General features: G+C 48.6%; 17 protein-coding genes. 4 read left to right on the top strand and 13 right to left on the bottom strand.

What is annotated here, in order from left to right; translation table 11 throughout:
• The first annotated feature begins 59 nt into the window (after positions 1-59).
• Genes kdnA through STH12_RS06530 form a run of 4 tightly spaced genes read left to right on the top strand, consistent with a single transcriptional unit; the run spans position 60 to position 3,381 of the window.
• Complete coding sequence (gene kdnA, locus STH12_RS06545) at positions 60-1,247, top strand: 8-amino-3,8-dideoxy-alpha-D-manno-octulosonate transaminase KdnA (protein WP_126166806.1); 1,188 nt, start codon at positions 60-62, stop codon at positions 1,245-1,247.
• Between the two features lie 18 nt (positions 1,248-1,265).
• Positions 1,266-2,336 (top strand): 3-deoxy-alpha-D-manno-octulosonate 8-oxidase KdnB, encoded by a 1,071-nt coding sequence (gene kdnB, locus STH12_RS06540; protein WP_126166805.1) that lies wholly within the window; start codon positions 1,266-1,268, stop codon positions 2,334-2,336.
• Between the two features lie 56 nt (positions 2,337-2,392).
• On the top strand, positions 2,393-3,130 hold the full coding sequence (kdsB, locus tag STH12_RS06535; RefSeq protein ID WP_126166804.1) for an 8-amino-3,8-dideoxy-manno-octulosonate cytidylyltransferase KdsB: 738 nt from the start codon (positions 2,393-2,395) through the stop codon (positions 3,128-3,130).
• Between the two features lie 14 nt (positions 3,131-3,144).
• The gene (locus STH12_RS06530) at positions 3,145-3,381 is read left to right on the top strand and encodes a DUF2897 family protein (protein ID WP_126169444.1); all 237 of its coding nucleotides are present in this window, start codon (positions 3,145-3,147) and stop codon (positions 3,379-3,381) included.
• A gap of 102 nt (positions 3,382-3,483) precedes the next feature.
• Here STH12_RS06530 and STH12_RS06525 read toward each other — a convergent pair whose 3' ends face one another.
• The 13 genes from STH12_RS06525 to STH12_RS06460 form a co-directional block, all read right to left on the bottom strand.
• On the bottom strand, positions 3,484-3,870 hold the full coding sequence (locus STH12_RS06525) for a hypothetical protein (protein WP_126166803.1): 387 nt from the start codon (positions 3,868-3,870) through the stop codon (positions 3,484-3,486).
• Between the two features lie 25 nt (positions 3,871-3,895).
• Positions 3,896-4,423 (bottom strand): hypothetical protein, encoded by a 528-nt coding sequence (locus STH12_RS06520; RefSeq protein WP_237158772.1) that lies wholly within the window; start codon positions 4,421-4,423, stop codon positions 3,896-3,898.
• Positions 4,424-4,460: 37 nt separating this feature from the next.
• Positions 4,461-4,751 (bottom strand): YciI family protein, encoded by a 291-nt coding sequence (locus STH12_RS06515; RefSeq protein WP_126166802.1) that lies wholly within the window; start codon positions 4,749-4,751, stop codon positions 4,461-4,463.
• 93 nt (positions 4,752-4,844) lie between these two features.
• Complete coding sequence (locus tag STH12_RS06510) at positions 4,845-5,831, bottom strand: NAD(P)-dependent alcohol dehydrogenase (RefSeq protein WP_126166801.1); 987 nt, start codon at positions 5,829-5,831, stop codon at positions 4,845-4,847.
• A 45-nt stretch (positions 5,832-5,876) separates the two neighbouring features.
• Entirely contained in the window at positions 5,877-6,284 is a 408-nt protein-coding gene (locus tag STH12_RS06505; protein WP_126166800.1) for a GFA family protein, read from the bottom strand.
• A gap of 30 nt (positions 6,285-6,314) precedes the next feature.
• The gene (locus STH12_RS06500; protein WP_126166799.1) at positions 6,315-7,358 is read right to left on the bottom strand and encodes an NAD(P)H-dependent flavin oxidoreductase; all 1,044 of its coding nucleotides are present in this window, start codon (positions 7,356-7,358) and stop codon (positions 6,315-6,317) included.
• A gap of 310 nt (positions 7,359-7,668) precedes the next feature.
• Positions 7,669-8,628, bottom strand: coding sequence for an alpha/beta fold hydrolase (locus STH12_RS06495; protein WP_237158770.1), 960 nt, complete (start codon positions 8,626-8,628; stop codon positions 7,669-7,671).
• A 59-nt stretch (positions 8,629-8,687) separates the two neighbouring features.
• Positions 8,688-8,969 (bottom strand): hypothetical protein, encoded by a 282-nt coding sequence (locus STH12_RS06490; RefSeq protein WP_126166798.1) that lies wholly within the window; start codon positions 8,967-8,969, stop codon positions 8,688-8,690.
• A gap of 197 nt (positions 8,970-9,166) precedes the next feature.
• Positions 9,167-9,598, bottom strand: coding sequence for a hypothetical protein (locus STH12_RS06485; protein WP_126166797.1), 432 nt, complete (start codon positions 9,596-9,598; stop codon positions 9,167-9,169).
• A gap of 77 nt (positions 9,599-9,675) precedes the next feature.
• Positions 9,676-10,698: a hypothetical protein gene (locus tag STH12_RS06480; protein WP_126166796.1), complete on the bottom strand. Its 1,023-nt coding sequence runs from the start codon at positions 10,696-10,698 to the stop codon at positions 9,676-9,678.
• 146 nt (positions 10,699-10,844) lie between these two features.
• Positions 10,845-11,090 (bottom strand): hypothetical protein, encoded by a 246-nt coding sequence (locus tag STH12_RS06470; protein WP_126166795.1) that lies wholly within the window; start codon positions 11,088-11,090, stop codon positions 10,845-10,847.
• 135 nt (positions 11,091-11,225) lie between these two features.
• A complete protein-coding gene (locus tag STH12_RS06465) occupies positions 11,226-11,558 on the bottom strand; it encodes a hypothetical protein (RefSeq protein ID WP_126166794.1) in 333 nt (110 codons plus the stop codon).
• Between the two features lie 126 nt (positions 11,559-11,684).
• Positions 11,685-12,947, bottom strand: a complete 1,263-nt coding sequence (locus STH12_RS06460) for an AAA family ATPase (RefSeq protein WP_126166793.1) — start codon at positions 12,945-12,947, stop codon at positions 11,685-11,687.
• Positions 12,948-13,024: the final 77 nt, after the last annotated feature.

The raw sequence follows: 13,024 nt of genomic DNA, 5'->3' as shown, positions 1-13,024 counted from the left end.
CTTTGGGTTTTTCATCGCGCCCTTGGCGCCATGCACAGAATTTTAGGAGAATCACTTCCATGCCCGGTTTTGAAATTTTTGGTCCTGAGGAAAAGCAGGAAGTCGCAGATGTCATGGAGAACGGCTTTACCTTCCGTTATAACTTTGACGGCATGCGCAATGGCCGCTGGAAGAGCCGCGAATTTGAAGCGCTGCTGTGTGAAAAGATTGGCGTAAAACACGCCCACCTGCTGTCCAGCGGTACCTCTGCCCTGACCACCGCCCTGATGGCTGCCGGCATTGGCGCCGGTGACGAAGTGATTGTGCCTCCCTTTACCTTTGTGGCCTCAGTTGAAGCCATCATGATGGCAGGCGCCGTACCTGTATTTGCCGAAATCGACGAGACCCTGTGTCTGTCACCCGAAGGCATCCGCGCGGCCATCACCCCCCGCACCAAGGCGGTGAACTTTGTGCACATGTGTGGCTCCATGGGTCACATGGACGAAATCAAAGCCATTTGTGACGAGCACGGAATTGTGCTGATGGAAGATGCCTGTCAGGCCATCGGCGGCAGCTACAAAGGCAAAGGCCTGGGCACTATCGGTCAGGTAGGCTGTTTCTCTTTCGACTCAGTGAAAACCATTTCCTGTGGCGAAGGCGGAGCCGTTATCACCAACGACGAAACCATCTATAACCACAGCCACATGTTCTCTGACCACGGTCACGACCACATTGGCAACGATCGCGGCGCCGAAAAGCACCCTATCATGGGTCTGAACTTCCGTATCAGCGAAATGAATGCCGCCCTGGGTCTGGCGCAGCTGCGTAAGCTCGACACCATCCTCGACATTCAGCGTAAAAACAAAAAGCTGATTAAAGATGCCATGGCAGAAATCCCGGAAGTGAGCTTCCGCGTGATCCCCGATGCTGAAGGCGACAACGCCGGCTTCCTGTCCTTTATGCTGCCTACCGAAGCGCGCACCCAGGAAATCAACAAGGCCCTGGCCGCCAACGGCGTGGATGGCTGCTTCTACTGGTACGTGAACAACTGGCACTACCTGAAGAACTGGGATCACATCCAGAAACTGACCGCACCAGCCGCGCTGCCGATCACACTGGTGGCCGACAAGCCTGACTACACTCAGGTTTCTGTGCCAAAATCCGATGCAATCATGAGCCGCACCATTTCCATGCTCATCAAGCTCAGCTGGACTGAAGAGCAGATCCAGGAGCGTATTGCCAACATCAAGAAGGCATTTGCCCAATAATAGACGGGAGTCTTTTGCATGAAATTCAGAAATTTCAAAGCTGTACCTAAGATGATCTTCGGTCGCGGCGCCTTTAACCAGCTGGACGAAGTGCTGGCTGCCGAGCGCAAGAGCGACGATGATTTCGTGGTATTTCTGGTTGACGACGTACACCAGGGCAAGCCACTGGAAGGCCGTATTCCTGCCAAGGCCCACGACAAAATCATTTGGGTTAACGTAGACGAAGAGCCTTCTACCGAACAGGTTGATGCCCTGACCGAAGAAGTTCAGGCCTTCAACAGCAAGCTGCCGGTAAGCGTGGTGGGTCTGGGTGGTGGTTCCACCATGGATCTGGCCAAGGCCGTGTCTTTGATGCTGACCAACCCAGGTGGCTCTGCCATGTACCAGGGCTGGGATCTTATCAAGGTAGCTGCAGTGCATCACATTGGTATTCCTACCATTTCCGGTACCGGCGCCGAAGCCTCACGTACTGCGGTACTCTGCGGTCCTGAGCGTAAGCTGGGTCTGAACTCTGACTTCACCGTGTTCGACCAGATCATCATGGATCCTGAGCTGATTGCCGGCGTGCCTGTTGATCAGTGGTTCTACACGGGTATGGACTGCTACATTCACTGTATCGAGTCACTGGAAGGTACCTTCCTGAACGAATACTCCAAGGCCTTTGGTGAGAAATCACTGGAACTGTGCCGCGAAGTGTATCTGGATGACCACCCAGAGAAAGACGACAAGCTGATGATGGCCTCTTACATGGGCGGCATGTCCATCGCTTACAGCCAGGTGGGTGCCTGTCACGCCCTGTCTTATGGTCTGGGCTATGTACTGGGCTACCACCACGGTATCGGTAACTGTATCGCCTTCAACGTGCTGGAAGAATTCTACCCAGCCGGTGTGGCCGAGTTCCGTACCATGATGGAAAAGCACAACATCACCCTGCCAAAGGACATCTGTAAAGATCTGCCTGACGAAACTATCGCCCGCATGGTGAAAGTGGCCAAGAGCCTCGGCCCACTGTGGCACAACGTGTATGGCGACGGCTGGGAAGAGAAAGTCACCGACGAGATGCTGACCAAGCTGTATCGCCGCATCTAGTTTTGTGTAGCCGGGCTCCTGCGGGAGCCCTGTTTCTTTGTGCTAAGGATTTATCCATGAACGTGACCCTGCTTATTCCGGCCCGTTACGGCTCCAGCCGTTTTCCCGGAAAGCCTCTGGCCCCCATCAATGGCAAACCCATGATCCAACACGTGTACGAGCGTGCCGGACTTGCCAAGGGCCTCAGCGCCATTTACGTGGCCACGGACGATGAACGCATCAAGGATGCCGTTGAAGCCTTCGGCGGCAAGGTAGTGATGACCGGCGCCGACGCCGCATCCGGTACCGACCGCATCGAAGACGCCATCACCCAACTGGGTCTGGCCGATGACGATTTGGTGATTAACCTGCAAGGGGATCAGCCCCTTATCGACCCTATCTCCATCGAGCAGATCATCGAGCTGTTTGCCCGTCACCCCGGCGAGTTCGAGATGGCGACCCTGGGTTATCAGATCAGCGATAAGGCTGAGCTTGACGATCCCAAGCATGTGAAGATGGTGTTCGACAACGATATGAACGCCCTCTACTTCTCCCGTGCCCGTATTCCCTTTGGCCGTGATGTGAGCGAGTATCCGGTGTACAAGCACCTGGGCGTATACGCTTATACCCGCCGTTTTGTGCACACTTTCAATAGCCTGCCGCTGGGGCGTCTTGAAGATCTCGAGAAGCTTGAGCAGCTGCGCGCACTGGAATATGGCCATAAAATCAAGGTTGCCATCAGTGCCTTCGACTCACCGGAAGTGGATACCCCAGAGGATATCCGCCGCTGTGAAAATCGTCTCAAGGTAGACTGATGAACGCCTCCTCTATGTCTACCCTGGAAGTGGTGCTGATTATCGCTCTGGTGATTGGGGTGATTTTCTCGAACCTGGCCGTGCTCAAGTACAGCGCCAAGTTCAAGATGCCTCAGTTTGGCGATCCCAACAAAAAGGCCGATAGTACAGCTGACCAGCAGCAAGACGCTGATAAGGCTAACGTGGCTTCGGATCCCGAACCTCGTGAAGCACAATCCGAAGCTGGCGAAAAAGATGAGTCCAAAAAATAGGCTCAAAAAATAAGCTAAAAAGCCCACTCAGGTGACAAACAGGAATAAAAAAACGCCCCTTGTGGGGCGTTTTTTTCATGAAAACTGCCAACAAACCTATCACTAATCAGAAGAGCTCTTCGAGTCCACAATCCATACATAAAAAGCATATAGGTTGGAAATAGATAGAAAACAAAATAGCGCCCAATACCAGTAGGGATCTTCATTCGCATAGAGCCCACCACTACGGCCGGGAAAATGCCCCGTATACAAGGCATAAATCAACATCACTGATAAACCCACAGCAGAGGCTCTTGCGGTCTTTGCGTTAAGCCTTTGCTCAGGTGGTGACTTTTGACGAAACTTATCATCGAATCCCTGAACATTAGCCTTTATCAGACTCTGGATCTCTTGATACTCTTCAGGATATTGATCTTCATCGATTTCCTGTCTGGCGCGCATCAAGTCTGTTAGGCTATAAGCGGAATAGTCTGTCTTCTTGTTATCCATTAGCGCGATCCTCAGTGTAAGGCCGTTAAAAAAACAAGCCCTTTCTGAGCCCAGTAATATGCACTAGTCCAATACCCAAGCAAATGCTGGAGCTCAAAAGCCAAAAACCGATCCCCAGGCTGCTAAGATAGGGATGTTCTATCATCTCAGCCCCCATCAGAGCCGCTATCCCCAATCCGTAAACCCCGCGTAATGTGTAAACCGCAGTAATAATATAAAGCGCCAGGCGGGTAAACGGCAGCTTGCGAATAACGCCCGCACCAGCAAGGGCGAACAGTCCCCACAGACTCAGCACTGCCGCAATAAACAACGTCAGATAAGTGGGATAAGGATCCCCTGCCCTTGCCATTCGCGCCATCTGCTCACCCGCGCCCATGGCCCGGTACCAGTCTTCACCGCCAGCAATGGTGGCCAGATGCAACAGCGCCGCGCCAAAACTCAAAATAGCTGCCCACACCAGGGCTGGGTTTTTATATCGTTTCCCGGCCAACGGCCGGGCGATTTCATTTGCAGCAACCACAGTCATACCTCTGCAATTTTGATAATGCTTCAAGGGCTAAATCGATTCGGCAAACGTTAGCCAGTGAACATCAGTCAGCGAGTAAAAAACCAAGCTCAGCACAGGCCCTGCTGGGTATGATTTCTGTGATCTCATAGCGGGCAAGTTTTTCCCGAAAGAATGGGTCTTCGACCAGAATACCATCCAGAAGTTCGCGGCTATCCACATTGGCCAGGATCACCCCGCCGGTGCGAGGCTCCTTGCGTCCGGACAACAGAAAATGCCCTTTTGCATAGTGCTTATCCAAAAAAGCGATGTGCTCAGGAATAAAGGTATCCACCTTGGCAAGGGGTACCAGATAGTGAAGCGATACAATAAACATCCCAATCCCTTTCAAATGACATTCAAAGCATTAAACGATACTCATAAACAGGCGACTCAAGCGACTTTGGGCAACTCAATTTGAGCCCATCAATCACTGGCCCTGCACGGCAATCACCACGCTGCCTTTTTTACGGTGGCTGTCCACCCGCCGATGGGCCGATGCGATATCAGCCAACGAATACACACTGTCGATAACGGGCACCAGCTTTCCGGATCCCAACAAGGTTTTTAGTAGTTGCAGATCGGCCTCCGATTCTGCCGCAACCCCGGCAATCAGCCTTGGGTTTATTGCCGCCCACAGGTTGCCCATAAGCCCGGTATTCAGCTGAATAAGCTTGCCTGTTGAACCAAGAAGATGTGCGCAGCTTTTTGGCGTAAGATTGCCGACGGCATCCAGAATGAAATCAACCGGATAAAGCTTTGCTGTGTGTAACAAAGGGGCGTTTCCAGAGGACGCAGTATCGTAGTTCAGCACTTCATCAGCCCCCAGCGCGCGCACCAGTTCAGTATTGGCACTGCTGCACACACCGCATACCCAGGCACCTGCGGCCTTGGCCAGCTGGATAGCAGACGTGCCTACAGCGCCCGAAGCTCCGTTAATCAGCAGCCGCTGCCCTGGGTGCAGGCTGACTTTGTGCTGCAGGAACTGGATTGCGGTAAGACCACCGAAGATGGCGGCCACCGCCTGCTGATGACTGAGGTTGGCCGGTGTCCGGCAGATAACGGCAGTTTCATCAACACACAGATACTCGGCATGGGCACCAAGCGCCATGCCCGCAGTACCAAACACCTGCTCACCAACCCGAAAGCGGCTGACACCACGGCCAATTTCAGCCACCTCGCCGGCGAACTCCATGCCGGGCGTGCGCCGCCTGGGTTTGGTTAACCCAAAGGCAAGCCGGGTTGGCAGCCCAAAACCCGGGGCCACATCCATGGCCCTGAGTCTGGCATCCCCCGCAGTAACCGTAGCGGCATGCACCTTTATCAACACTTGCCGTGCGCCCGGGCGCGGCGGCGCGATATCGCCAAGGGTAAGCACCTCGGGGCCGCCATAGCCCTGCCAACAAACCGCTTTCATATGCCCACACTCCTTGTCGTGAGACTCTTGTCAGTGTTTGGACAGCTACTCCCTGCCCGGCTCGTACCTTTCATAACGTGGCAGCCCGGCATCAAGGTCTTCCCAGCTGGCCTTGGAGGTCACAAAGTTGTGGGACATTGGCCGTTCATTGATATCGCTGTCAAGCGCCCCTAATCTCAGCCGGTAACGACCCGGTTTAGCCGTATTTTCACTGTAAATAGGCGCGCCGCAGCATTTGCAGAAATACTTGCGTTTACCCGCTGCACTCTCATAAAAGGTTAAGCTAGCCTCTGTGTCGGTTACCTCAAAATCCGCAGCGTCGATAAAGCCGTTGGTTGCATAGGCTGAACCACTTGCTTTGCGGCACAAAGAGCAGTGGCAATGAATAATGTCACTGATCCTGCCTTTCAATAAAAAGCTTACCGAGCCGCAAAGACAACTCCCTTTGTACATAACTACATCCTTTATCTTTTTGTTTTTAAGCTAGTTTGCATCCAGAAAGGCACTGGCAAGCTCAAGTGTCAGCGCCCCGGCCGCTATTTGCTTGCAGCCAGCTGCATTCTGGCCACACCACAGGGGGGAAAAATCATCTCGCCCACGGGGCTCAGCAGCAGCCCTGAGCTGCCCCATCTCAATAGAGGCAAAGGGAAATTCGGGCGCATCGTCACTCATGTACCCAAGCTCACTCATGGCGCGATTGACAATGCCACGGGCCGGTTTTCCTGAAAACAGATTGGTCAGCGCCGTGTGGGCCGCCCGCCCCGATTGAATTGCCTGACGATGCAAGGCTGAGGTCTTTGCCTCATCGCACAGCATATAGGCGGTTCCCACCTGCACCGCAGCAGCGCCAAGTTCCATCGCGGCGTTAACTGAGCGGCTATCACAAATGCCGCCTGCTGCGATCACGGGTACGCTCACCTTAGTCACTATTTGTGGCAGCAAAGCAAACAGACCCATTTGGGTACTTATATCCTTTGATAAGAACATGCCCCTGTGGCCCCCCGCCTCCAGCCCCTGAGCGATAATGGCATCGGCGCCATGTTCTTCGAGCCAAAGGGCTTCATCCACTGTGGTGGCAGACGACACGATTCTGGTGCCCCAACCCTTCACCCGCGCCAGCAAGGATTTTTCCGGCAGGCCAAAATGAAAACTGATAAAGGGCGGTGCGAAGGGCTCTATGGCATCGGCAATCTCGTGGCTGAACGGCACCCTGCTGGCCCCGCCAGCACTTGGGGTAATCTCAAGCTCACTGAAGTACGGCTTAAGTCTGCTGCGCCACTGCTGCTGGCGAGCCTCATCAAACGCCAGGCTTTGATGACAAAAGAAGTTAAGATTGTAGGGCTTGGAGGTTTGCCGTGTTATTTGCTGAATTTCTTCAACTATCTTGTCTGTGCTCAGCATGCCGCAAGGCAGCGAACCAAGGCCGCCAACCTCGCTGACTGCAATCGCAAGGGCACTGTCCTGCACGCCGGCCATCGGCGCCTGAACGATAGGCAACTGTGTGCCCAGTAAGGCTTTAAAATCCATTTGTTTGAGTATCCCTGTAAAACCCTTAGGTTTAACAACCGAAGTTTAAGACGTTACGTATTGAGATTAGTCCTGGTAATAAGTCGTGGCAATAAGCCCTGCCAATCGGCCTTGCAGCGAAGTTTGCAAGCCCACGGAGCCACAAACCCGCTAAGAAACCCTTATCTGCAAAATGGTCAATCAGCACACAGCTATCAATATCAACACCGTTATCCAGAAATCGATACAGCAACTCTAATTAGTCACTCTGAACATCAATCTGAGCGCTGTTCTGACCGGTCTGATAAGCGAACTGACCGAGCACTGAACATCAATTATTGGCTTGGCTGGCTGCTGCGAATGCAAGGAAGGCATCAGCAGTCACGTCAGGGGATTCGACCATCGGCAAATGCCCCACATTGGCGAGGATATTCACTCTTGCCTGCGGCACAACACCCTTTAGCACAGCAGCGCCCGACACATGCAGCACTCTGTCTTTATCGCCCCAGGTGATCAGCACAGGGCCAGTGTAATGCGTTAACACTGTGTCGAGTGGTGCATCGGGATGAGGTTTGCCGTCTCTCATCCTATGAATTTGTTCAAAAATTTTGCTGTTCAGTTCGACGCTCTCAACCGCCTTGGCAGACAGGTAACTGACAATAGGTGAAGGGATGAAAGGCGCTGCGACAAACAAGGCATCGAGCAAGGCTGAAAACTCGGCCTCGGTTCGGGGTAAAACAACGGGGGCTGCGCCATGTTGAGTGGCGATAAACATTTCGCTGGCTTGGGCACCCTCTACACCCAAAGGGCTGATAAGCCATAGGTTTTTAACGGCTTCAGGATACTTCGCAGCGAAGTTCCCGGCAATGTATCCGCCCATGGAACTGCCGGCGAGACTAAACGTATCTAAACCTAAGACATCGGTTATCCGCTTAAGCCGTGCCACCTGCGAGCCGACATCATAGTTAAGGCTTATGTCCTTGGTACTGTTGCCAAAACCCGGCAAGTCAATCGCAATCACATCAAAATCATCTACCAGGTAGCGCGCAATGCGGCTCCAATTGTCCTTATCGGCGCCGAAACCGTGCAGCAGCACAAGTGTGGGGCCACTGCCGCCGCGAAGATATTCAATTTCCAGTTCATCAACATTGAGCCGTTTCACCTCAAGGTGGGCGATGCTTCGCTCGGTCGCAATCAGGTATTGATACAAGGTTGAAACCGGCGTAACGGCATACAGAATCGCCATTGTTGCAATTAGCCCAAGTATTCCCAAAGCCAGATGTTTTTTCACGCACTAAATCCCGTTAATTCTTGTCAGTAACTTGGTATTGAACAGCCGAAAAGCTGTTATCAGACATCTGCTATAGCCACTTTATTGTGCAAGCGTGCCTGCTCGGCCGCATGGATGGTGCTGTAAATCGGCTCTTCAAATACAGACATCACCTTGGTGATAAAAATCCGCCCAGAGTTCTTCGTTGGCACTATTTCAGTCAGTATCCAGCCGCCGCAAAACTGGATAGGGATCGTATGGGAAGCCGAAATATCCAATAAACACCATTTAGATTGTTCGTTAAACGCAAATGCGCCGACAAATACAGATGAAAAAGCTAGTATCTCGTCAATTGATGACAAAGGGTATGCCCCTCCTTTCGAATTTTCTGTCTTTATACTTCTTTGGAAGAGCCTCGCTGGAAATTAATGAAACAGCTAAAAACAGAAAAACCAGGATGACTAACACTGTATCCATTGAAATACCTAAAGCTTCGCTTAGGGGTTGGTGCAGCGCGCCAGCCTCACAGGGATAGATTTAGTTGAGGAGTAAACTTTAGCTAGTGATTGCTTTTTAAATTCATTGAATCATCCGCTCTGATAATAATCGGATTACCTTCAAAATATACAAGAGGGCCAGCGTGATAACATCCATTTTTTAGCAAAAAGAATCCCGTTAGAATTGGAGCATTCCCCTGCATTGAAAACCCTACAGAAGACTCATCAGAGCAAATGATCGCTACTTGTTTATATATACCATTTCCTGCTTTTATGGATTTAGCTTCTTCGATGGCTTTAATAAGAATTTCTGCTTTAGTATCTTTCAATATTTGAAGTTTTAGGCCATAAAAGGAAAACAACTCTTTTTGATGGTCACCAAACTCAACCATATCAGGAATGGGTATTTCCCCCAAAATGTCTAAGCAAGAAGGATATGCATAAACATTTGAAGAAATAAATACGATCCAGAAAACTGAAATGTTAAATTTCATAGCATCGCCTAAAACATAATACCTGCATTTGCGTCTGGTTTGGAACGCAGCGAAAAAAGTCCGACAACATGCGTTTGTTAAGAGGCATTGCCACGCTCTGTCTCGTCTAAGGCCCTTATGGCAAACACCCCCCTTTCAGATACAGCCTGTGATTTATCTGAAGCAAAGCGTTCGGCAAAACATCTTGCTTTTATACCTAGATTATCCAATTCTCGTATTAGAATTTCTGCCGAAACACGTCTAACGATGGATGAACGATCTTCAGATGACTTTTTGAGTAATTCTATTAGTGGGGTATCAACTTCTAATTTACGCTCGCAAACGATAGGCTCTAGCCTGCCTTCGCAGTACCTTATATCAGTCCACACCCATCTGCGGCCTTCAATCCATGCAACCCGCCCTTCAAATAAGCTGCGGTATGCCTTAGCTCGAACCGAAGGCTGAATGGCGGACTTAGCTATTTCTTCAATTTTCCCATCTAGTATCGCAGTGCGACCAACCTGAGAAAAGAGTGATGACATTGGCCCTGAAGCAGACGTAATTAACTTAGACCGAAGGGACTTTGCTATCTCCTCTTCACAGATAATTTCCAGAAGTACCTCTTTGCCTGCTTCTTCTATCCTACCCCACGAATTCCAATTGAAAATCGTGACGCATAATGCCTCAACTACATATTCAGGATCAGTAGACCTTGCTATCTCAAAGAGTTTTTCCCTCGCGGCTTTACGAACCTGAGGCACCCAATCATTGAGTCGACGAACTGCTAGAGAAAAAATGAAAGTATTGGGAGCAGGCCCAGATAAGGTCCGAAGTGCTTTTTCACGTTTGTAGCCATCCCAGCTAATAAGATCAAGCCAAGTTACCAACTCCTTAGGCCTCGACCACACCCTACACTTAGGAGGTATAGATTCCCTTATAGCTGAAGAAAACTCCGAGCGAATAATTCGCTCCCAGTAGTCGAAACTAGAAAGAGGCAACTGAGACGTAACTTCAATTAGTTCAGACATATCAGCAACTACTTTACTACCTGAATTTATCGAAGTAGCAAAAGCTCTCACTTCTGAAATAATCTTATCTTCCATAATCTGTGATTGTTGCACCAACTATTCCTGCCTCTTAACGCCCTGTTAAGGGGTGAAGTACGCTACCACAACACTCCAATTGGACGCCATAATCACTAAACTGGACCCAAACCAAAAATGCCAAGCGTGCTGAATCACTCTTAAATTGTTTGTTATGCCAAAACTTACAGATTGGCTAGGTATTTTTCGGTGTACTCGACGTAGTCACCGATAGATTCGATGTAAACAGTAGGTTCGATTTTATGTTTATAATCATACTCTACACACAATACCTTGTGATAATAACCGTCGATTGCAATCACATCTCCAACTCTTGGTAAGAAATCCCAAGTAAATGTAGTTTCATAGTGATCTTTAAAGCCAATTTCAATTTTTGTCTGAAATTCAATTTGATAAATAGTCTCTGACATTGTTTTCTCCTTTTTACAATGAATTGTTAATTATTTCGGGGTTGGCATAACGTTTTGCTAAGGGGCTGGCGCAACGCGCCAGTCCCACGGAGCCAGCCTTGGCTGGCGGAGTAAACTTAAGCAACTGGTTATAGCTCAACTTGTGCATGTATATGAAAAAACCAATTTAGTATCTAATAGAGCCGCTGCTTGGTTTACAAATTTTGGGATATCAACAATCTGAGAGTCATAGCTGGATGTAACTGAAATAAATATGTCTCTATTAGAGTGGGAAACTTTAGTTGTCTCAATAAAATCTTGAATGACTGGGATGGTTTCAAGTAATAATTCAATGACTGCTGTAATTTCTCCAGTTTTAAAGTGCCTACCAAAATTTACGCATTTGAAAAAAGACTTCAAAGAATCTGCTTCACGCTTAGATAGCGAGAGAAAACGAAAGCTGCATTCTAATTTTGTGTGTTCTTCCATGTTTCTCCGACTTCACAAGAGCTATAACGCCGCATTAAGGTGTGAGCTGCGCTCGGCTATATTTGAGCGAAGCGAAAATGCCGAGCGTTGCGAATCACTCTTAAATGCTTTGTTAGCACCCTGAACCTAAATATCCCATATATCTCCTTTATACAATCTATCGCTAATTTCAGGAGGGTTAACTCTTACAGCAGGGTGGTTTGATAACATCAGCCTTAAAGTTCTAACTGCATCATACGCCTTGATTATAATCTTACGTTGCTCTTTGAATAACTTCTGGTCAAACGAGTCAATGTTCACTTTATGCGCGGGTTTCTGCCTCAGTTTTCTAACCTTTCGGAAGGCTGCAAGCATGTTATCGACATGCTTGGGATCTGGTGTTTGGTAAAACTTATCGATCCAAGCAGCCAGTATTTGTATAGTTCCTTTTGGCCTGATAACCACTTTACCGTCACTTCTCTCTTCTTCAGACTCAACTTCAACGTCATTTTCAAAGAATTTTTTGTTTATGTTGTCGGACATCATTTTATCTAATAGGAGCATAAACGAATTAAATTCAGAAACTGTAGGCCTCAACAAGAAGCCAAACTCTTTTGGACGATCATAAACAAAGCTATTGTGAAATAGATGCGGTTTACCCATTAGTTGGCTCATTTTATTTATTAACTCAAGCTCTTGAACAAACGCCTCAAAAATTGACATTTTGGTACCCCAAGAACCAAGTATACTGCTCGCATAGTAATCAGGGTGTAGTTTGATGTTTCCACTAATCTCCTTTGCTTTCCAAATTTGCTGGTGCTCAGGAGATAAATTAGCCAAATACCTCGCAAAAACAGCAACATATCTATTTAGTTCATCGTCATATGCAAAGCCAAATGTTTTCAGAATAATTTGGTCTTTTTCAGGTACAGATGATGACTCGAAATATTCATCTGTTATGCAGATTGAACCATGAATAAAATCGGTTTGATAAGTATACCTAGGGTCATTTCGATAAAATTCAAGAACGGAAAGATCGAAAGTCATATAATCTAATTGACCCTTACCTTTCGCTAATTCTAGTTGATATGGTGATTCAGCAAACTTAGTAATATGCTCACTTTCTGACAATTTATTGGGGTGATTATATAGACACATATTTGCAGGAAATTCTTCGGAGTCAAAACACTCGAGCATTTTTTCTTTTGGTACATCCGAAAATGCTTTTATATGAGTGTTTGCATAAATCTCTACAGTCAGAATTTCTTTTACAATACCATCTCGAATAATCGACTTCATATCATCTGCATTCACATTTAGCTCAGATATCAACTTATACACCGGGTAGCCGTTAAAATCTCCAGATGAGAAATACTGCTCTTCTACTAAAGAGCATATTTTTTCCAACATTTATGTACTCCTATATATCCAACTCTCTGGGTGCTAACATTTGGTTAAGGGGCGGGCTTTAGCCCGTCCCAGAGAGC

Source organism: Shewanella khirikhana (genome assembly GCF_003957745.1).
Classification (GTDB): Bacteria; Pseudomonadota; Gammaproteobacteria; order Enterobacterales; family Shewanellaceae; genus Shewanella; species Shewanella khirikhana.
This window is presented reverse-complemented; position numbering and strand designations above follow the sequence as displayed.